Source organism: Flavobacterium sp., assembly GCF_043778725.1.
Classification (GTDB): domain Bacteria; phylum Bacteroidota; class Bacteroidia; order Flavobacteriales; family Flavobacteriaceae; genus Flavobacterium.
The window spans coordinates 1-21764 of record NZ_JAYWFT010000001.1 but is presented as its reverse complement, the minus strand read 5'-3'; the positions used below and the strand labels follow the sequence as shown (position 1 = coordinate 21764).

General features: G+C 32.6%; 20 protein-coding genes and 1 pseudogene. 12 read left to right on the top strand and 9 right to left on the bottom strand.

Annotated elements, in window-relative coordinates:
- Window positions 1-196: 196 nt before the first annotated feature.
- The gene (locus tag ACH2CG_RS00105; RefSeq protein ID WP_395060959.1) at window positions 197-985 is read left to right on the top strand and encodes a glutamate dehydrogenase; all 789 of its coding nucleotides are present in this window, start codon (window positions 197-199) and stop codon (window positions 983-985) included.
- Window positions 986-1046: 61 nt separating this feature from the next.
- Here ACH2CG_RS00105 and ACH2CG_RS00100 read toward each other — a convergent pair whose 3' ends face one another.
- Together ACH2CG_RS00100 and ACH2CG_RS00095 are read right to left on the bottom strand one after the other, a co-directional pair.
- The gene (locus tag ACH2CG_RS00100; protein ID WP_395060957.1) at window positions 1047-2192 is read right to left on the bottom strand and encodes a cystathionine gamma-synthase; all 1146 of its coding nucleotides are present in this window, start codon (window positions 2190-2192) and stop codon (window positions 1047-1049) included.
- Between the two features lie 255 nt (window positions 2193-2447).
- On the bottom strand, window positions 2448-2885 hold the full coding sequence (locus tag ACH2CG_RS00095; RefSeq protein ID WP_395060955.1) for an acyl-CoA thioesterase: 438 nt from the start codon (window positions 2883-2885) through the stop codon (window positions 2448-2450).
- Window positions 2886-2956: 71 nt separating this feature from the next.
- On the opposite strand from ACH2CG_RS00095, the gene ACH2CG_RS00090 reads away from it, so the two are divergent.
- From ACH2CG_RS00090 to nadD, 6 genes are all read left to right on the top strand, one after another.
- Window positions 2957-3316, top strand: coding sequence for an arsenate reductase family protein (locus ACH2CG_RS00090; RefSeq protein WP_035127603.1), 360 nt, complete (start codon window positions 2957-2959; stop codon window positions 3314-3316).
- Window positions 3309-4193: a DMT family transporter gene (locus ACH2CG_RS00085; RefSeq protein WP_395060952.1), complete on the top strand. Its 885-nt coding sequence runs from the start codon at window positions 3309-3311 to the stop codon at window positions 4191-4193. The genes ACH2CG_RS00090 and ACH2CG_RS00085 overlap by 8 nt, the downstream gene beginning before the upstream one ends.
- Before the next feature lie 174 nt (window positions 4194-4367).
- Window positions 4368-5228, top strand: coding sequence for a YicC/YloC family endoribonuclease (locus ACH2CG_RS00080; protein WP_395060950.1), 861 nt, complete (start codon window positions 4368-4370; stop codon window positions 5226-5228).
- Between the two features lie 95 nt (window positions 5229-5323).
- On the top strand, window positions 5324-5899 hold the full coding sequence (gene gmk, locus ACH2CG_RS00075) for a guanylate kinase (RefSeq protein ID WP_395060948.1): 576 nt from the start codon (window positions 5324-5326) through the stop codon (window positions 5897-5899).
- A 134-nt stretch (window positions 5900-6033) separates the two neighbouring features.
- Window positions 6034-6396, top strand: a complete 363-nt coding sequence (locus ACH2CG_RS00070) for a four helix bundle protein (RefSeq protein WP_395060946.1) — start codon at window positions 6034-6036, stop codon at window positions 6394-6396.
- Window positions 6397-6460: 64 nt separating this feature from the next.
- Window positions 6461-7042, top strand: a complete 582-nt coding sequence (gene nadD, locus ACH2CG_RS00065) for a nicotinate (nicotinamide) nucleotide adenylyltransferase (RefSeq protein ID WP_395060944.1) — start codon at window positions 6461-6463, stop codon at window positions 7040-7042.
- Between the two features lie 38 nt (window positions 7043-7080).
- On the opposite strand, the gene ACH2CG_RS00060 is transcribed toward nadD, so the two are convergent.
- The 5 genes from ACH2CG_RS00060 to ACH2CG_RS00040 form a co-directional block, all read right to left on the bottom strand.
- Entirely contained in the window at window positions 7081-8529 is a 1449-nt protein-coding gene (locus tag ACH2CG_RS00060; RefSeq protein WP_395060942.1) for a nicotinate phosphoribosyltransferase, read from the bottom strand.
- A gap of 21 nt (window positions 8530-8550) precedes the next feature.
- Entirely contained in the window at window positions 8551-9381 is an 831-nt protein-coding gene (gene prs, locus ACH2CG_RS00055) for a ribose-phosphate diphosphokinase (RefSeq protein WP_395060940.1), read from the bottom strand.
- A 102-nt stretch (window positions 9382-9483) separates the two neighbouring features.
- Complete coding sequence (locus ACH2CG_RS00050; protein ID WP_395060938.1) at window positions 9484-14880, bottom strand: AAA domain-containing protein; 5397 nt, start codon at window positions 14878-14880, stop codon at window positions 9484-9486.
- A gap of 2 nt (window positions 14881-14882) precedes the next feature.
- Window positions 14883-16085, bottom strand: coding sequence for a M48 family metalloprotease (locus ACH2CG_RS00045; protein WP_395060936.1), 1203 nt, complete (start codon window positions 16083-16085; stop codon window positions 14883-14885).
- Between the two features lie 15 nt (window positions 16086-16100).
- On the bottom strand, window positions 16101-16793 hold the full coding sequence (locus tag ACH2CG_RS00040; RefSeq protein ID WP_395060934.1) for an NUDIX domain-containing protein: 693 nt from the start codon (window positions 16791-16793) through the stop codon (window positions 16101-16103).
- Between the two features lie 85 nt (window positions 16794-16878).
- Between ACH2CG_RS00040 and ACH2CG_RS00035 the strand changes: the two genes are divergently transcribed.
- The 5 genes from ACH2CG_RS00035 (at window position 16879) to ACH2CG_RS00015 (ending at window position 21005) form a co-directional block, all read left to right on the top strand.
- Complete coding sequence (locus tag ACH2CG_RS00035; protein WP_395060932.1) at window positions 16879-17451, top strand: Crp/Fnr family transcriptional regulator; 573 nt, start codon at window positions 16879-16881, stop codon at window positions 17449-17451.
- 189 nt (window positions 17452-17640) lie between these two features.
- Window positions 17641-18321, top strand: a complete 681-nt coding sequence (locus ACH2CG_RS00030) for a type 1 glutamine amidotransferase domain-containing protein (protein WP_395061197.1) — start codon at window positions 17641-17643, stop codon at window positions 18319-18321.
- A gap of 3 nt (window positions 18322-18324) precedes the next feature.
- Window positions 18325-19491, top strand: coding sequence for an iron-containing alcohol dehydrogenase (locus tag ACH2CG_RS00025; RefSeq protein WP_395060930.1), 1167 nt, complete (start codon window positions 18325-18327; stop codon window positions 19489-19491).
- Window positions 19492-19776: 285 nt separating this feature from the next.
- Window positions 19777-20772 carry an NAD(P)H-dependent glycerol-3-phosphate dehydrogenase gene (locus tag ACH2CG_RS00020; protein WP_395060928.1) on the top strand — a complete coding sequence of 332 codons (996 nt, stop codon included), beginning with the start codon at window positions 19777-19779 and terminating at the stop codon, window positions 20770-20772.
- A 2-nt stretch (window positions 20773-20774) separates the two neighbouring features.
- Entirely contained in the window at window positions 20775-21005 is a 231-nt protein-coding gene (locus ACH2CG_RS00015; protein WP_395060927.1) for a hypothetical protein, read from the top strand.
- Window positions 21006-21043: 38 nt separating this feature from the next.
- Here ACH2CG_RS00015 and ACH2CG_RS00010 read toward each other — a convergent pair whose 3' ends face one another.
- Both ACH2CG_RS00010 and ACH2CG_RS00005 read right to left on the bottom strand, forming a co-directional pair.
- The gene (locus ACH2CG_RS00010) at window positions 21044-21451 is read right to left on the bottom strand and encodes a hypothetical protein (protein ID WP_395060925.1); all 408 of its coding nucleotides are present in this window, start codon (window positions 21449-21451) and stop codon (window positions 21044-21046) included.
- A gap of 82 nt (window positions 21452-21533) precedes the next feature.
- A pseudogene (locus ACH2CG_RS00005) lies at window positions 21534-21764 on the bottom strand (phenylalanine--tRNA ligase subunit alpha); the annotation flags it as partial.

Below are 21764 nucleotides of genomic sequence, written 5' to 3'. Positions count from 1 at the left end.
ATAATGGCACAATTTTTTTTAAATTCTCATTATTTTTATGTTTATCTTAACCTTTTTTGTTGATAATTGAAATTATGTCCTTATTTTAAAACTATTTCTGCTTTTTTTCGTACATATATAAGTATTTTTTTATTTTATTTTATTAGTGAATGATGTTTTTATATATTTGTCGAGAATTGAATTAATCTGTATGAAAATGACCAAGTATTTTATTGTAACTTTTTTGCTTTTGTTTGGTATAACAAATAAAGCAAATGCTCAGTTTGGATTTTCTCATGAAATTGGAGCAATTGTTGGCCCAGTTGCCTTTCAATCTGATTATGGAGAAAGACATGATATTTCAACAAATTCTGGTAATACAGGATATGGTATTGGATTAATTCATTACTTAAACTTCTCTTATAGAGCAGAATGTAATTGCTATACTCCAGAAACCTATTTTAATGATCACTTTAAACTGAGAAGTGAATTATCTTATAACAAAACTAATTTACAACATTTTGGTGAATGGGTTGACGCAAAAAGAACTTCATTAACAGCTAATCAATTGAGAGCTATGAAAGGAAGTACTGCTGTTACTAATATTGGAATGCAACTTGAATTTTTTCCTTTAAGTATTAGAGATTTTACTGCAACCGAAGGTAGTTTTGCACCATTTATTAGTTTAGGAGGTCAATTTAGTTTCTTTAAACCAACGGCTTATTCTGATCTTGGTCCAGGTTTAGGTCAACTACCAACTGTTACCCCAATAAAATATATAGGTGCTTTTGACCTAAAAGGTGGAACTACTTGGTCTGTTGTTTCTAGTGTGGGAACAAGATATAAAATATCGCCATTGTCTGATTTAATGGTAGATTTAAGATTTCAATATTATTTTTCTAACTGGGTTGACGGATTGAGTCCCGATCCCAAAGTATATCTAGAAAATAGAGCAAATGACTGGAACCTTTGGCTAAACTTTGGTTATATTTACTACATACAATAAAAATAATTTACATAAAAAAAACCCGATTCTGGTAATTAATCCTGAATCGGGTTTTTTAATTTTATTTAAATGCTTGTTCGATATCTAAAAGTAAATCATCAATATCTTCAACACCAACGCTTAATCTTACTAAATCATCAGTAATTCCTACTTCAAGACGTTTATCTTCTGGAATGGATGCATGTGTCATTAATGCTGGATGATTTGCTAAAGATTCAACTCCTCCAAGAGATTCTGCTAAAGTGAAAACTTTAAGATTTTCTAGAAATTTAATGGCGTCTGCTTTTAAAGTTGATTTGAATGTAAAGGAAACCATTCCGCCAAAACCACTCATTTGTTTTTTAGCAATTTCATGAAATGGATGACTTGGCAAACCGGGATAATAAACTCGTTGTACCAACGGATGATTGTCTAAAAATTCGGCAACTTTCATTCCGTTTTCACAATGTCTTTGTACACGCAAATGCAAGGTTTTGATTCCTCTAAGAACTAAGAAACTGTCCATTGGTCCAAGAGTTGCGCCAGTTGCAAATTGTTTAAAATGTAATTCGTCACCTAATGCAGCATCTTTCATGATTAAAGCTCCAGCGATAACGTCGGAATGTCCGCCAAGGTATTTAGTAGCCGAATGCATTACAATATCTGCACCTAAATCTAATGGTTTTTGCAAATAAGGTGTTGCAAACGTATTGTCTACTGCAAAAAGAATTTTTTTCTCTTTTGTGATTTTTGCGATTTCAGCAATATCTGCTAATTTCATTAACGGATTGGTTGGTGTTTCTACCCAAACCAATTTGGTGTTTTCATTAATTAACGACTGGAATTTCTCCAAATCATTCATGTCAACAAAGTGAAATTTAATACCTGAATCTTTGTACAATCTTGTAAACAAACGGTATGTTCCTCCGTATAAATCGTCCATTGCGATGATTTCGTCACCAGCTTTAAACAATCTTAATAGACAATCGGTTGCAGCTAATCCAGAAGAAAACGCTAATCCGCGTGCACCGTTTTCGATACTTGCTAACGCATTTTCTAATGCGGAACGTGTTGGATTTGCGGCACGAGAATACTCATAATCTGGGTTTACTGGTTGTCCAGGACTTGTTTGTACAAAAGTTGATGTTTGGTAAACTGGTGGCATAACTGCTCCTGTACTTGGATCGTGATGTTGTCCGCCGTGTATGGTTTTAGTATTGAATTTCATTATTTTCTATTATTTTTTACAAAGATATAAAGATTGTTTTTAGCCACGAAGATGGTGTGTCATAAAGTTGTTTTAAAATTGAAAAGTCTAAATTTAACGTGAACACCTAGCCCAGATAGTAATGGAAAGCTTGGTGATGGAAAATTACAATTTTTCTTGACCAAAAATTGCGACCAACGGAAGCACATTTTTGGGCTTAGAAAAATGTGATTTTCCGGCACCAACTTGCAATGGATAGCTGGAAATAGCTTCAAATTATAATTGTGTGAAATCGTCTGATTTTGGCATTAAATTCATAACATCAATGGCAATTTGTGGTGTTGGATTTGCAATTTTTCTAAGTTTAGTGTCCATCCACGCGCCATCGACAGTAATGGTTGCAAGCAATTCGTCTTTATCGTTTTTAAATTCGTGAATAAGCGTCCATCGCGATGCATCTTCTTTTATTTTACCCACTTTTGTGGATATAAAAACCTGCTGATTCATTCGCATTTCTTTTCTAAAAACACATTCTTCGCGAAATAAAATTGGACCAAAATGTTGTTCTTGCATGATGCGCATTGACATTCCTAATTGTTCTAGAATTTCAACACGATGTTGTGCCCCAAAATCGTAATAAGCCGAATGACGCACGTGAAAATTTGGATCTAAATCGGCCCAACGGATGTGTATTTCTTTAGTAAATGTTGACATTGATTGTAATTTTTTTACAAAAATACAGATTATAAGTTTCAAATGAATTTTCTTTGCAAAAAGAAAAAACAATGACCGATACCATATATTATTTAGCAAGTTGCGACACGTGTAGAAAAATTATAAAATCGTTGCCAAAAAGTGCCAACTTGAAGTACCACGACATCAAACAAGATCCAATAACTGTGGAAGAATTGGAATATATGCGTTCACTTTCTGGAAGTTATGAAGCATTGTTCAGCAAAAAGGCGCAATTGTATAAATCGATGGATTTGAAAAATAAAAACTTAACAGAAGACGATTATCGCAAGTATATTTTAGAGCATTATACGTTTATTAGTCGTCCTGTTTTTATAATTCAAGACAAAATTTACATTGGAAACACGCAACAAAACATGTTGCAAGTAATGAAAGCATTAGAAAATGTCTAAAAGAACTTGGGCGTTAATATCCGCAACATTTGTTTCCATCATTTACGGATTGACTTTTACGATTGCCAAAGATGTAATGCCAAAATACATTGAACCATTTGGTTTTATTGTCATTCGGGTTTTTGGTGCTACCGTTTTATTTTGGTTGGTATCCTTTTTTGGTCCGAAAGAGAAAATTGCACTTGTTGATTTTCCTAGAATTGTTGCAGCCGCTTTTTTTGGTGTAGCGTTAAATATGCTAACATTTTTTAAAGGATTGAGTTACACTTCGCCAATTATGGGTGCGGTTTTAATGGTAACAACGCCAATGATTGTGCTAGTTCTTTCAGCAATAATCATGAAAGAACGCATGCTGAAACGTAAAGTCTTCGGATTGATTTTAGGTCTTGTTGGAACCGGAACTTTAATTCTTTACGGAAAATCGATGGTAAATGCACCAAATGCAACTTTAGGAAATTTACTGGTTTTTATAAACGCCGTTTCGTATGGTTTTTATTTAATTGTGGTGAAAAAATTAATGGATAAATACAACGCTTTTACATTTGTAAAATGGATTTATACCTTCGGATTTATAATGGTTTTACCTTTCGGATGGAACGAATTTCATGCTATAAATTGGGCAATAGTTCCAACTGATATTTACTGGAAAATTGGATTTGTGATTCTGTTTTCAACGTTTTTTACCTATTTGTTGAATTTACTTTCCATGCGCGAATTGAAACCGACAACAGTTGCTGTTTTTATCTATTTACAACCTTTATTTGCCACAATTTTTGCAATTAGTTTGGGTAAAGACGAACTTACTTGGATTAAACTAACATCGGCAGTTTTAATATTTGCTGGAGTTTATTTGGTGACACAGAAAAAGAGTACTTAGATTTTTAGTTCTTAGCTCTTACTTCGCATTTTTTTGTTATATTTTTTGTAGTAGAAAACAGTTCTTTTCTAAAGACTAATTACTAAAAACTTAGGAATAAGGACTACGAGCTAAGAACTAAAAAGCAAACTACTAAAAACATTTTCATATATTTGAAGTCTATAAAATAAAAGAATGATACAATCAATGACTGGTTTTGGAAAAGCATCTTTGCAATTACCAACCAAAAAAATTACCGTAGAAATAAAATCACTGAACTCAAAAGGTTTAGATTTAAATACTAGAATGCCGTCTGTTTTTAGAGAAATGGAATTGGGTTTGCGCAATCAGCTTTCGCAAAAATTAGAACGAGGAAAAATTGATTTTTCGTTATATGTTGAAATTACTGGCGAAGAAACATCGTCTAAAATCAATGTTCCAATTATAAGAGGCTACATCAACCAAATGAAAGCAGTGATTCCAAATGCTGATGAAACCGAATTGATGAAAATGGCGGTAAGAATGCCCGATGCTTTAAAAACAGAACGCGACGAAATTGACGAAAACGATTGGAAAGAAATTCAAACGGTAATCGATCAATCGCTAGAAAATATGATGCAATTTCGTAGAGACGAAGGCGTTGCGCTTGAAAAAGAATTTTTACATCGAATTGCAAATATCATGACGCTTATGAACAAGGCTGTTGCGTATGATGCAGAACGAATTGAAACTGTAAAAACCCGTTTAAAAACAGCACTTGACGAACTTGAAGCAAATGTAGATCAAAATCGTTTTGAACAAGAATTGATATTTTATTTAGAAAAATACGATATTACAGAAGAGAAAGTTCGTCTAGAAAATCACCTAAATTATTTCATAGAAACTCTTGCAGGAACTGAAGCCAACGGAAGAAAACTTGGGTTCATCACTCAAGAAATGGGAAGAGAAATCAATACTATGGGATCAAAATCTAACCATTCTGAAATGCAGAAATTGGTGGTGATGATGAAAGATGAATTGGAGAAGATTAAGGAACAAGTTTTGAATGTTTTGTAAGTAAATAGTTTTTAGTCCTTAGTAAAAAGTTCTAAACACTAAGGACTAAGGACTAAGAACTAAGGACTAAAAACTAAGGACTAAAAAGTTTAAGAATGAACAAAGGAAAATTATTAGTATTCTCAGCGCCATCAGGTTCGGGAAAAACCACTATAGTAAGGCATTTATTGGCTCAGGAAGATTTGAATTTAGAGTTTTCAATATCTTGTGCAACACGCGAACCAAGAGGTGAAGAAGTAGACGGAAAAGATTACTATTTCATCAGTTGGGAAGAGTTTAAAAAACACATCAAAGCCGAAGAATTTGTAGAATGGGAAGAAGTCTATACCAACAACTATTACGGAACTTTAAAAAGTGAAGTGGAACGCATTTGGGCGAAAGGCAAAAACGTAATTTTCGACATTGATGTTTCTGGTGGATTGCGAATCAAACACAAATTTCCTCAAGAAACGTTAGCTGTTTTTGTAAAACCTCCAAGTGTTGATGAACTAAAACGGCGATTAAAACAACGCTCAACCGAAAGCGATGAAAAAATAAATATGCGAATTGCAAAAGCACACGTTGAATTAGCAACAGCGCCACAATTTGACACCATTATCAAGAATTACGATTTAGACGTTGCAAAACAAGATGCTTATCAGTTGGTAAAGGATTTTATTTCTGGTTCTTAGTTTTAGTATTTAGTCCTTAGTATTTAGTCCTTAATATTTAGTCCTTAATATTTAGTCCTTAGTATTTAGTCCTTAAGTACTTAGAACATAGTAGTTAGTTTTTAGTCATTAATTTCAAAAAATCTAAAATAATTATGAGTGGAGTTAAATCGTATAAAGAGTTACTTATTTGGCAAAAAGGTATTAGAATAGTTATACAAGTTTATAAACTAACACAGAGTTTTCCTAAAGATGAAATTTACGCACTAACAAGCCAATTAAAAAGAGCGAGTGTTTCGGTTCCATCAAATATTGCCGAAGGTTTTGGACGTCAAACTGATAAATCATTCAATCATTTTTTAAATATTTCAAGAGGTTCTTTGAATGAAATTGAAACGCAACTTATAATCGCTAAAGAATTAGGATTTATTCAAGACGAAAATCTTTACAACGATTTATTATCCATAATAGAAGAGGAAAGCAAGATGATAAATGCTTTTGCAAAAAATCTAAAATAATTTTAAATTCCAAAAACCAAGGACTATGGACTAAAAATCTATGGACTAAAAACTAAGGACTAAAATGAAAATAGGACTATATTTCGGAACCTTCAACCCAATTCACATTGGCCATTTAATCATTGCCAATCACATGGCAGAGCATTCTGATTTGGATCAAATTTGGATGGTTGTAACGCCACATAATCCGCACAAACAGAAGAATACTCTTTTGGATGATTACCAACGATTGCATTTAGTGAATTTAGCAACCGACGATTATCCCAAAATTAAACCTTCGGATATTGAATTCAAATTACCTCAGCCTAATTATACGGTGAATACATTGGCGCATTTAAAAGACAAATTTCCACAGCACCAATTTTGTTTGATTATGGGTGAAGATAATTTGAACTCGCTTCATAAATGGAAAAACTACGAGTACATTCTTGACAATCATGATATTTATATTTATCCAAGATTAAATTCAGGTGAAATCGATGAACAATTTGTCAATCATCCAAAAATTCATCGAGTTGGTGCGCCAGTCATTGAACTTTCATCAACATTTATTCGCGAAAGCATCAAAAACAAACAAAATATTCGTCCGCTATTGCCCGAAAAAGTTTGGCAGTATGTTGATGAAAATAATTTTTACAAGAAATAAAAAAAGCCGAATTCACTGATTTGAATTCGGCTTTAATTTTAAACTATTCGGCTTCTTATTTCAGATAAAGAATGTTCAATTAGTAATTTTCCATCTCTAAAAACTTCTTTCAGTTCGCCTTGTTGTTCTTCTTCCCAAGAAACTTCGTCAAATAGTTTATAAATTCCGTTTTCTAGTTCGATTTTCATCAAACCTTTGGCTGATTTTTTAGTACCATCATCGGTAATTGGATCTTTAAAAATAGCTCTTCCTTCTCCGTTTACTTCGCCATAAGTGGCTTTCATTGCAAATCCGAAAGTGTCGCGCGTGTTATATTGATAAGTAAACGAACCAATTCCCAAAACAATATTAGTTGATGCAAAACCTTTTAATTTTAGTCGCTCACAAATTTGGGTTGCTCTATCTACAGTAATACTATCGCCATAAATTGCACCAATTTGCGGAATTAATTCTTTATAACCTTTTGCATTTGTGCTTCCGCCAAAAACATCCCAAAGCAATTCTACAACACCTTTTTGTTCTTCAATAGTTTTTCCGTTTGGATTTCCGCATATAATATCTACTGGATCACCGCTATCAGGACGAATTACGACTTTGCCTTCTCGACCTATAATTTCGTTTTTTAATCTTGGTAAATAATCGGTTAGGACTTTCCATAAATCCCAAGTATCAGAAACTATTGAGACAATTCCTTTTGGATAAACGTCGGTTATCAATCGTTTGAATGTTTCATATTCGCCTTCGGTTGTTCCCATACACATTACCGAATGTTCGGTTGCTGCAACCGATCCACCAATTAATTCTGTATCAGAATTGGCTTTGTAATAGTCTTCAAAAAATTCAATTGCTGGAATCGTATCTGTTCCGGTAAAACTCAATAAATGTCCGGCTGCCGATGTTACTGCTGCTTCAATTCCGCCCATTCCTCGCATCGAGAAATCGTGTCCTTGCCAACTTACAAATTCAGGAACAGAAGAAGTTTCTAAAGCATATTTATCTAAAACTTTTCGGTATTGTTTGGCAATTGTAGCCGAATTACAAGGCAACCAGATTACCGCAGAAAGTAAAGTTTCGAAATAATTGGTTAACCAAAAAAACTCTGGTTTGGTATTGAACATCGTAAACATCGGAACTCGAATTGGAACCGAAACGCCTTCTGGCAAAGCCTTAAAAACCATCGGAATATATCCTAAATCGTGTAAGTCTTCAATGTGTTTTGTACCTACAAGATTTTCTCCCAAATAATTATTGATTCTTCTGGAATATTTGGCTACAACTTCGGCTTTTGGTCGTTTGAAAAAATGTTCTTCAAAATCGTGGATGATGTATTTTTTTAAGAAATATTGCAATCCGAAGAACACAACTTCTTCTACACCTTCAATTCTTGATTTTCTTGGTGTCCAATTTGAATAAACTAATGTTGTATTTTCTGGATATTGGCGTCTGTGGTCAACTTTGTAACCATCGGTTAATAATAGTGGGTTCATGGTTTTATTTTATGTTGTGTTCTACAATTCAATTTTAATCACTTCAACTTTCGCTTCATCAAAATCCTTGAAAGAATTTGTAGTAAATATTCGTTCGAAAATGGTATTCATTTCGTTAAATCCTTTGTTGAAAATTCCGTGGCTTACTGCTAAATATAATTTTCCGGCGTTCTTGTTTTTCAATTCTTCGGCTAAGCCAATAAATGTTCCTCCACCATCGCAAATGTCATCTACAATTAGGCAATCCATTCCTTGTAAATCGTCGTCATAGACTTTAAATCCCGATAATTTTCCGGTTTTTACATCGCGACTTTTGCTGCATTCTACGACATCAATTCCGCCGAGAAATTCTGAAACTTTATAGATTTTTTTCAGTGCGCCACCATCAGGAGAAATTAATTTGATATTTTTTCCAATGATTTTTAGAACATTTGAAATAAATTCGTAATTGTAAATTACCTCAACATTGTTCAACAACGCAGGTGTAACTTCGCTGTGCGGATCGAAAACGGTTACTTTATTCAACTGCAAGGGATTGATGATATCAGCATATACTTTTACCGAAAGTGGTTCGCCAGCAATCATCAATCGGTCTTGACGCGCTGCAGGAAAATAAGGAATAAAAGCATTAATTACTTTTACATTCATTCGTTTTAAAGCATCGACAGCCAAAATCAAAAGTCCGAAATCATTGAACGAATTTAATCTATGTGTAATTGTAACCGCTTGATTTAAATCAAAATTAGAATTGATTTTAATATGTGGTTCGCCTCCAGAAAAAGTAAAGCTTTGAAATTCTATCTCTTGTTCTGATGCAAATGGTTTGAAATTTTTATCTAAATTAAGTATCATAGTTTTTTAGATTGTGTTATTATTACGCAAATATAGAATGTTATTTTCAATCAGCAAAATATTTTGTGTAAAATTTACACATAGTCTTTTTATTTACGCTTTTTACTCCTTAAAATATTCTTTAGAAACCTTTTGTGCAATGAGTTTTTTCATTTCTCTTTGGGCATCACTTTCGCTTTCAAAAGTTTTAACCATTCGTTGTCCTTTGGTTCCAATTCTGCCATATTGTACAATTACATTGTTGTTTTCTGTACAAATTTCCCAAAATTTATTACTTCCATTTGAGGTGTTAATGTATCGTTCAAACTCGCTCTCGTCTTCAATTTCTAATACAATCTCTGGACTAATTTCATCTTCTTCAACAACAACATTTTCCTCTTCTATTGCATCAAAAAAAGATTCGTTGTGTAATAAAGCACTAATCATTTTTAAAACACGTGGCTTGTTTTCCAACCAATCTTTAGCATAAATTTGACAGATTTTCCAACCGTTTGCTTTTAAAATTTCTGGTCTTAAAAGGTATTGTTCCAAAATATCATTGTTAGAATAATGCAAATCGTCGTCGATAATAATTCCTAATGCAAATTCGTCGTCTTCTGCTGCTTTCTTAATTCCCAAATGGCATTTAAACTTACTTTGCCCGATATTTTGAGTCACAAAAAACCCGAATTTTTTAATTTCTTTTTCAATTTGAACTGCGATGGAACTTGTAACTTCTGGATTATTTTTATTATTTATTGCCGCAAGTACATTATTGGCAGCTTCCAACTGACCCAAACTAACCAACTCCGCATATTGTAAATATTTTCTAAAATAATTGGCGCCTTCATTGTATTCATTTTTGATGTCAAAATATTTTATAGAACTCACTACACACATACTTTTCTTCGCTCTTGAGAAAATTACATTCAGGCGTTTTTCACCACCACGCTTGTTAATTGGACCAAAATTCATAAGCATTTTTCCGTTTGGATTATAGCCATAACAAGTACTCATAATGATAATATCGCGTTCATCACCTTGGACATTTTCAAGATTTTTAACAAAAAGTCCAACAAATTGATTGTTTTCAATTCGTTTATATTCTTCTTCAATTAAATTTTCAAATACTTTATCTTCAATGCAAATTGCTTCAATGGCTGCTTCAATTTCGTTTTGCTGTTCCATTGAAAAAGCAACAATTCCAATACTTTGTCCGCTATTACCTGACAGTATTTCCTTAACTAAATTGGCAATATATTGCGCTTCCTTTACATTTGATCTTCCTAAATAAACACCATTTTCAATATAATGATACGATATAGGTTTAGAAAAAAGTTGCTCCAAATTGTCTTTTGCTTGTACAACATCAGTAACAACAATAGGTTCCGAAATTTTGCTGTGGTCTTTTAAATCTGGAATAGTAAGCAATTTATTGTCATAAAAAGAAGCATTTGAAAATCCAATTAAAGCTTCATGCTTGCTTCTATAATGCCAACCCAACATAATTGACGGAAATTTTCGTGCGCCTTGCGTCAAAAAACTGTCCGCATCAAGTGAAAAATAATCGTTTTCATCGCCAGAAGCATCTTTCCATAAATCGTCTTGATTGCCCGATGAACTTCCAAAAAAGTTACTTGGTGGCATTTGCATTTCGTCGCCCACAATAATCGTTTGACTTGCTCTGTAGATTGGTACCAATCCTTCTTCGAGAGTTATCTGACTTGCTTCGTCAAAAATAACTACATCAAAATAGTTTTCATCCATTGGCAAAGCGTCGGAAACACTTAACGGACTCATCAACCAAACTGGTTTTATTTCTCTAATAATTTGTCCCGAATCTGAAGAAGCCAATTCGCGGATGGATTTGAATCGGATGCTTTTACTGAACTCATTTTCCAGAATTTTTCTTCCGTCTGTGATTGACTTCTTTTGTTCTTTTTCAAGAGTTGACATTCCGGCAGTTGACATTTCCGATTTTAAAATCAAGGATTTAATAGTACTAATTTGCTTAGCAATGATATATTTTCCGTTGATTTCTAGTAAATCAGAATGCATTTTCTTTACTTTTTCAATAGAAATATGCAACAAATCCATATTGAATTTTTTGTGCGAATAATTGATTGCATAATATCTTTCTAATGATTTTTCGGCTAAAGTAATTTGCAATTGTTCCGCCGAAATTTGGGTGTTTTCCAACAGTTTAATAACCGATGGATTGCAATTTTTAATCTCATCAAAAAACGCCGAATACAAATCGAAATAGGCTTTTTTATTACTGATTTCTTGCAGAATATTTTCAATTTCTGACAAAGTAAAATCTGCAAAACTATCGAGAATTAAAGCTAATTCTGTTGCGTTTTTCTCAAACGCTGTAGCCAATGCAACTACTTCATTTCGTTCGGATGGATTTAAACTATTGGCAAACGCAACTATATTTTGGTCGTATTCATTTTGAATAGTTCTGATTCTGTTTTGCAATTCAAAGACAGTTCCGAGTTTGTATTTTCTGTCAAATTCTTTTTGTAAATTCGTGAGCTTTTCACTCAGTTCGTCTTGCAAACAACGGTTTTCTAAAATGCTGGTCAAACTAGGTTTTACCGTATGTTTCGAAATATCATAAACCGCTAAAATCTGATTTTTAGTAGCTTTATAAGTAGAATTGAAGAAGTTGAAAAAGTTCTTTTCATTTTTACTGATAACTTCAAAAGCAGTTTTGGCATCGGTTTGCGAAATTTCTTTTGTCCAATAAGGAAATTGTTTTTCGAGTTTTTCTTTGTCTGATTGCAATTTGGATAATGTTTCCAAATCGGCTTCAAACGAACGAAATAAATCGCTGTTCGCTTGCAATAAATCAGAAACATTATTTTCGTAAAATGGAAAAACAACCACGGCTTTACTCAGAAATTCTTGTATTTCAGAAAAACGAGTCAACTCAATCGGTAACGAAATAAAATCCAATCGTTCCGAACAATTTTCTATCGAAGCTTGACTGTTTTCGACTTGATTTTTAAAACCCGAAACAGTTGTAAAATTGTCAAAAGCAGTTAGTTTTAAAAACCTAAACGGATGCAACGAAAAATACTCTGAAGCATTGGTTTCCTTATTAATTTCATACCATTTGACGAAAGCTTCTTTGTGATTCTCCCAATCTTGATAACTAGCATTTTCGTTAAGAATATCCAAACTACTTTCGGAAGCTTTGTATGGATTAGAAATTAAAACATCAATTAATTTTTTAATAGTAATTTCACTTTTTCCATCAATCTTATTGTTCATAAAATCGTGAAATCCTGCAATTTTATTTATTTCAGCATCAATGTTTTGAACCAATAAATTTCTACTGTTTTCAATCTTTACAAAATTATTTTTGGAGGCTGTAAAATCGTTAAATGTCTTCTTCAAATTTAAAATAAATTCTTTTTTATCGGCTTGCGAATCGTGAATTAAACAACATAAATCATCCAAACCTTGATTTTTCAATCGGTAAAACACGACATCGAGCGCGGCACGTTTCTCGCAAACAAATAATATTTTTTTTCCGTTGGCAACATAATTCGCAATTAAATTGGCAATGGTCTGCGATTTTCCTGTTCCTGGCGGACCTTGAATAATATAGCTTTCGCCACTTTCTGAATATTTAACGGCATTATTTTGTGTTGGATCACTTGCAACAACGTTAAACGTTTTAGTAAAACTATTGCTATTTGAAAGTTCAGTTTTAAAATCTTTCTGTGCCAACGAATTGAACAAATTTTTAAAAACATCGCTCTCAATATTATTTTCAATGATCTGATTATAATCTCGTACCAACGACATTTTTTTGTAATTGAAGTTTCCTAAAACCAAATTACAAGTATCAAATTCCCAACGAAAAGGATTGGTTTCTCCTTCGTCCAATTGAAAAAACTCGCGTTCCACCGTTTTATTTTCATTAAAAAACTGAGGGTTTTGTTTGATATCACTATTTATCAAATATTCCAGTGACGAAGCTTGCGTGTAAACATAATTTCTAAACAATTCTAAACCATAAGGTTGAAAATTTTCTTGTTGATAAGAATAGTTTAAATTTCGTTGATCTTGAATGACAACTTTATTTTTATTGCGTTTATTAAATTGCGTCAGTATCTGTTTTGCTTGCGAATAAATAAGTTTGATTTTAGGTTTATCAACAGCGTCAAGTACAATTCCCGAATTATTTTTCTCTACTTGCGACTTCAATAATTGGTAAATATCTTCAATTTTAGTTTCCGATAATTGAATTCTTTCGGGTAAACGAATGTCATACAAATCCTTAAGCATATTGGCCAAAACAGGATTTATTTCGACTTCAGAATCAAGAAATTCTAACGAATATTGGTCTTTTAAACCTTTCTTTTTAGTCAAAGTTACCGACGCTAACAATAAAGGTGACACAATTTTTTCAGAACTGTTTTCTTTAGTATTGAACCAATTGAGGTTACACAATGCCAATTTTAACTGACTAAAACCATATTCGTTGATGTCTTTATTCGATTCTAACCTAATTTTATCCAGCGTTGGAATTATGTACGGATTGTCTTCAATTTGCAAATATTTGTTGAGTGAAATCGTACTTGTATTGATAATTTTTTTGGATATTTCGGGATTCCAATAAAAAATAGTATTCGGATCAATGTTTTGATAATTAAGAACTTGCGGAACCGATGAAATGGTAAGATTTAAAAATTTTAAATTGGGTTGAAAATATAAAAGTCTATTGCGACGGCTGTTATCAAAAAGTCTATTGCGAAGTTTTTCGTGTATAAATTGATTTCGATTTTGCTTTTTTGCATCCACCAAAGTTGCCAAATCATATTCGGTTTCGGGATTATAATCTCTATAATTTTGAAGTTTTTCTATAATTTCGTTAGCATCTTTCCAGCGTTTTTCGCGATTTAATTCGGTCATTCCCAAAATAATATTGGCAATTGCAGGATGAATTTTGCTGTTCAAGAAATACATTTGCTTGCGATAATCAACAAACTTTTTCACATCTTCAACATCTGTAAAATCAAACTGAAACGCAATACTTGCCATTATCTGACCCAAAACAAAAATATCGGTTAGTGGATCGTGATGGTCAAATTGAAATTCGAAACAAGTATAATCTTTGAGATAAACTGCTTTATTGGTCTCATTTTGATTGTCGGAAACGGCTTTATCAGCATATTCTCTGGTTGTTTCTTCACCAATTTTTATAGAATTGTACACTTCGCCAGTAATTTCGAAAGCACTACTTTTACTAATAAACAATTTAGAAATTGGAGCCGCATTTTGTTTACTAACGAGAGTTATATCTTCAATATTTAAACGATTGTTATCAATAAAAATAGTTGAAATATCGTGTAAAGAAGCAACTTTTCCTTGATTATGAATTTCGGAAACCTTTTTTAACAAAGGTATAATTACTGCAATAATATCATCATTTGTAAAACTTCCTTTTTCGAAATTTTCAATGATAAATTTATAAAATGCGGTTTCTTTTATGGGCTTATTCATCGTTAATAGGTATTTTCTTGAGAAGATTCTAAAATAGAATTCAAGGTTGTTGTGCAAGTTTGACAGTAGGTTTTAAACGTTTTTTCGGTTAAATTGAGCTCTTTTTTAAGAACCGTTTTCAAGCTGTCTTCTAGCTCTAATTGTTCCGAAATATCTAAAATATGACCTACAAAACCCTCTTTTAAATCGGAATCGCAAAGTGCAAAATCCAGCATTACGTAGGCATAATATTCTTTTAGATTCTTTTTACTATTGGCAATTTTCAATTTGAATGCTTCATCAATAAAAACATCATTTTTTTTATCAAAATTCTTGAAATACTGTTTGTAAAGTGCAATACAATAGTCCGATTGTGTCCATTTTGGTTTTAAAATTATCGCAATTAATTCTTTGGTGATGTCGAAAACCGCTTGTTTAGAAAACAAATTAAGCTGATGCAAATCGGTTTTTCCTGAAATTATTTTCTCAATTTGTATATGATAATTTACCTTGTCCGTTTGATAAATCTGTAACGATTTGGCACGAATAAAATTCTCAGGATGTGTTTCGCCACTTGAACCTTCATTAATTCTATCCAAAATTTCATTGGCTTGTTTCAGGTAACTTTCAGCCGATACTTTTTCCAATCCTGTATTTAATTTCACTAACGTATTGATGGTAACTTCTAGGCTTTCGCAAACTTTAAGCGCACCTAAATCGCAAAATAACTCGGTGTAAAGCTGAAATAAACGTGCTGTTTCATAGTAAAATAACTCACTATTATTGTCATTTGCAATAGTGTTTATAATTCTATTTGTAATTTCAAAATCGCCGTTTTCTATTGTATAAAGTAAAATGTGCGACAATTCGTGACCCAATAATGCCAGTAATTCGGCGTCGTCTAGCAATTTCAAAATTGTCCCTGACAGAATAATGTGCGCTTCATTTTCGAAGAAAACTATTCCGGCATTATTGGCTTCAATAGTTTGCGATTGATACATTGTAACCGGAATTATAATGCCCAATTTATCTTTGGCAACAGTCAAAATTTCGTACACTTTTGGCTCAGTTTCTTGGTCAATTCTATAAGAATTTTTTAGCAAATCGGTTTTATACGTTTCACGTTGTTCTTCTTTTACTTTCTCTTCAGAAAACCAACTCCAAGTTTTACCTTGATTTTTAAAATGATCTCTAAGATTGGCATGAAATGGAAATGGTTGTAGCATCGTAATGTGTTTTTGTTAAGCTAACTTGATTTCAAAATGAAAACCTTTGTCAAGAAATGCTTTATATTTTATGGAATTAAATCTAAATAATTTGGCTGGTCGTCCTGTTTTTATTGGTGAAAATTGATTGGTTTCTTCAATAATTCCGAAGCTTAAAATCTTTTTTCTAAAATTTCTTCTGTCAATTTCTTTATTTAAAATGATGCAATATAAATGCTCCAATTCTGAAAAAAGAAATTCTTTTGGCAATAAATCAAACCCAACAGGTTGATACGATAATTTTGATTTTAATCTATTTACAGCATTTTCAATCATTTCATTATGATCAAAAGCTAATTCTGGAATTTCATCAACAGCGCACCATTGTACCTTTTCGGCATCAGAATCGGCTTTGATTTTAAATTTAGACAAGTCAACCAAAGCAAAATAAGCCACCGAAATTACACGATTTCTTGGATCTCGATTTACATCATCGCCAAAGGTGTAAAGTTGCTCAAGATAATTTACTGTAACATTGGTTTCTTCTTTCAATTCGCGTTGCACAGCATCTTGAAGCGATTCATTGTAGTGAACCAAACCTCCAGGCAAAGCCCAATATGATGTTTCGGTTCCAAATTTTTGTTGAATTAATAAAACGTATAATTTTCCATTTTGATATCCAAAAACTATGGCGTCGACTGCAATTTTTATATTTTGATTTTCAGACATTTTTTAATGCGTATATGTTACACAAATATAAAAGATTTCTATTAATAAAATGTAACTATTATCTTTGTAATTCAATTTAATTAAAATGCATTTACTTCGTCAGCAAATAGAGGAAATATCGTCGTTAACCGGTGAAGAATTTGAGTATGTATTATCTCACTTTGAAACCAAAAAACTCAAGAAACACCAATTTCTTGTTCAGGAGAATGACGGTGTAAAAAATGATTATTTTGTACTTAATGGTTGCTTAAAATCGTATCATATAGATTCTAATGGGAAGGAACATATTGTTCAATTTGCTACTCAAAACTGGTGGATTACCGATTTTCAGGCCTACTTTAATAAAACCAATGCAACACTATACATAGATTGTATTGAAGAATGCGAATTGCTATCTTTATCGCTAGAAAACCGAGAAAAACTATGTTCGGAACTGCATAAAATTGAACATTTTTTTAGAAAAAAATCCAATTCGGGTTATGTCGCTTTGCAACAACGAATTTTATCAATGCTTAACAATAATCCGCAAGAACGTTACGATAAATTATTGCTTTCAAACCCAATACTTTTTCAAAAAGTACCCAAAAAATTCATTGCTTCTTATCTTGGTGTGTCGCGTGAAACCTTGAGTAGATTTAATTCTAGCTCAAAAAAGTGAGTTATGTCACATTAAATTTGTGATTTTCATCATTTCTTAAAACTACTAAACAAAGTAATTTTGTAACAAATAATAAAACAAATGAAATATCTAAAACTCTTAGCATTGCTACCTTTGTTATTCTATGGTTGCAAATATCAATCGGAAGATAACAACACATCACAAATTAAAAATCAAAAAGAAAAAGTTATGAAAAAAGTATTATTCGTGGTTACATCTCACGACAAATTAGGAAATACAGGCGAAAAAACTGGATATTGGACAGAAGAATTGGCTGCGCCCTATTACGAATTATTAGATCAAGGAATAGAAATTACAATTGCAACTCCACTTGGCGGACAACCTCCAATTGATCCAAAAAGTGAAGATCCATCTGCCGCGACAGAAGACACAAAACGTTTTGATAATGATACCGAATTGCAATCAAAATTAAAAAATACTTTAAAATTAGCCGATGTAAATCAGGCAGATTACGATGCTGTTTTTTATCCTGGTGGACATGGACCACTGTGGGATTTAGCTACAGACAAAAACTCCATTGCTTTAATTGAAGCATTTTACACCAATAACAAACCTGTTGGATTTGTATGTCATGCTCCAGGAGTTTTGAAAGATGTAAAAGTAAACGGAGAATTTTTAGTAAAAGGAAAAAAAGTAACCGGTTTTTCTAATACCGAAGAAGAAGCTGTTGGATTGACAAAAATAGTTCCGTTTTTACTAGAAGATGTTTTACAAGAAAACGGTGCAATTTATTCTAAAGGAGAAAATTGGTTACCTTACGCTGTTGAAGACGGATTGTTAATTACTGGACAAAATCCGGCATCGTCTAAACTTGTGGCGCAAAAATTATTGGTACAATTAAAAAAATAAAACATGTTAAACTTCGAATTATACAATCCTACCAACTACATTTTTGGAAAAGGACAAACCGAAAAATTATCAAAACTTGTTCCAGCAAATGCTAAAGTTTTGTTGGCTTATGGTGGCGGAAGCATCTTTAAAAATGGCGTTCACGAAGCTGTAATTGCAGCTTTGAAAGGATTTGAAATCGTCGAATTTGGAGGAATTGAACCAAATCCGAGATTTGAAACTTTGATGAAAGCCGTTGAAATTATCAAACAAGAAAACATCACTTTCATTCTTGCTGTTGGTGGCGGAAGCGTAATTGATGGCGTGAAATTTATTTCGGGTGCAACGCATTACGAAGGAAATCCAATTGATATTTTAAAGAAAAAAGTGCTTTTTACCGATTTGACTAAAGTTATTCCTTTCGGAACCGTTTTAACTTTACCTGCAACTGGTTCAGAAATGAATTCGGGTGCAGTTGTAACTATTGATGCAACGCAAGAAAAATTAACTCTTGGAGGAAGCGCATTGTTTCCAAAGTTCTCTATTTGCGATCCAACGGTGATTACATCATTGCCAAAACGTCAAATTCAGAATGGTGTAATTGATGCTTTTACGCACGTTATGGAACAATATTTAACCTATCCGCACGACGCACTTTTGCAAGATCGTTTTGCAGAAAGTATTCTTCAAACACTAGTAGAAATTGGTCCAAATGTTGTTGAAAATCCAAGTGATTATAAACTGGCATCCAACTATATGTGGTGTGCAACTATGGCTTTAAACGGACTAATTCAAAAAGGCGTTCCAAGTGATTGGGCAACCCACATGATTGGTCACGAACTGACTGCTTTGTACGAAATAGATCATGCACGAACTTTGGCAATTATTGCTCCAAGTTTATACCGCGTGATGTTTGAAACCAAGAAAGATAAATTGGCACAATACGGCGAACGCGTTTTTAACATCACAGGAAATTCTGTAGATGAAAAAGCCGAAAAAGCTATTGAAAAAACAGTCGAATTTTTCCACACCATGGGAATGAAAACCAAACTTTCAGAAAACACTGAAAACTATAAAGATACAGCCGAATTTATCGTAAACCGTTTCACAGAAAGAGGTTGGAAAGGTCTTGGAGAAAAACAAAACATCACTCCAGAAAAGGTTAGAGAAATCGTTGAAATGAGTTATTAAATTTTAGTAATTAGTAAAAATCAAAAGGCGTTCAAGAATTATTTTCCTGAACGCCTTTTTTCAAACCCCAAAACAAAATTTTTAACTAACTAACTTGTATGAAATCAACCTAACAGAAATCATATATAACAATAACGTAGCACATAAAGTGTTATTGTGTTGAAAATCATAAATATAAGTTAAAGTTTAAATTCTATTTTAACTCATCATTGCTTTTTATAAGCCCAGAAATGAGTTTGTGATTAAATAAAAAAGAGTATTTTTGATGATTCAAACAAACTACAAATGAATCAATATCCAAAATTTGCAGTAATTGGTGGCGGAAGTTGGGCTACTGCAATTGCAAAAATGTTGTGTGTAAATCTAGATGAAATTGCTTGGTACATGAGAAATGAATCGGCAATTGATCACATAAAAACTCAAAAGCACAATCCAAATTATTTAAGTTCAGTTGAATTTGATATAAAAAAATTAAGGTTAACATCTGATATTAATGAAGCAGTTGCTTATGCCGATTATATCATATTTGCAATTCCGTCTGCTTTTTTAAGTGCCGAGTTGGAAAAACTTACTGTAAGCTTAAAAGATAAAGTAATTTTCTCTGCCATTAAAGGAATTGTTCCTGAAACGTTTTTGATTGTTGGCGAACATTTCAATAAAAAATTTGATATTCCGTTTGAAAATATTGGTGTAATAACTGGACCTTGTCACGCAGAAGAAGTTGCCCTTGAACGTCTTTCCTATTTGACAATTGCTTGTGGTGATTCGGCTAAAGCTAAAGTTGTTGCTAAAGTTCTAGCAGGAAATTATATCAAAACTAAAATCTCTGATGACATTATCGGAACAGAATATGCTGCGATGTTGAAAAACATTTATGCCATTGCTGCCGGAATTGCACACGGATTGGGTTATGGCGATAATTTTCAATCGGTGATTATGAGTAATGCCATTCGAGAGATGAAAAAATTTATTAGAAAAGTTCACAAAATGAAACGTAACATTAATAATTCGGCATATTTAGGCGATTTATTAGTTACTGGATATTCTGTGTTTTCTAGAAATAGAATGTTTGGCAACATGATTGGAAAAGGTTACACGGTAAAATCGGCGATGATGGAAATGAGCATGGTTGCAGAAGGATATTATGCTGTAAAAAGTGCCTATAAACTTAACCAAGAATACGGAGCAAAAACGCCTATTATTGATGCAGTTTATGAAATTTTGTACGAAGGAAAAGATGCTAAATCGGTGTTTAAAAAATTAACCGATAAATTAGATTAATTATGAGTGAAAGATGGAAATACCAGGTTAAAACTGGTGGGTTTTGGGGAATTTTTATGGTGATTTTCACTACATTATTTGATTTGAAAGAAAATCCTATTATGAAACAACTTTCTTCCACAAATTTTTATATCAAAAGTTTTATTTATATTGGAATAGGAATTTTTGTCCTTGGTTATTTCAACTGGAAAGCCAAAGTGAAAAATGAGAAAAAAGACAATCAACTAAAATAAAAAAAGGGATAAATAGTAAAGTATTTATCCCTTTTTTGTTACCTCACAATAACGCCATCGACAAATAAAATTGGCACTTCTTCAACATAATCTGGTGTTATGGTTTGTGCTCTAAAGATGAATGTCTTGTCGTATAATGTATTTTTTATAAAATAAGTAACCATAAACTCGTTGTTCAATCGCAGCACATTGCTTTCTATCATTTCTATTTTAACTACAGAAACAGCAGGAACATTTATAAATGCATGACGCAATAGTGACGTTTTTTTCATTTCGCCATCAATGGTTCCAAATGCTTTAGAAACTACCATTACGCTGTCTAAATCAAAGTCAGAATCGTTTACCAAATAAACATACCAAACTTTTTCCATGAAGTCATCGCTCCATTCTTGAACGGCTGCCATGAATACATTTTCTACTTTTGGAATTATGATGTCTGATTTCATTGTTTAGATAATAGATGATAAACTAAAAGAGAATAGACCAAGATACATCTGTCATCTATCTGTCTATTATCTTTTGTCTTATTTATATACTTGATTTAAATTGCTCTAAGAAACGAACGTCATTTTCAAAAAACATTCTAATATCGCCAATTTGATACAGTAACATTGCGATGCGTTCGATTCCCATTCCAAAGGCGAAACCTGAGAATTCGTCTGGATTGATGCCACAATTTTTTAACACATTTGGATCTACCATTCCGCAACCTCCAATTTCCAACCAACCTGTTCCTTTGGTAATTCTATAATCGGTTTC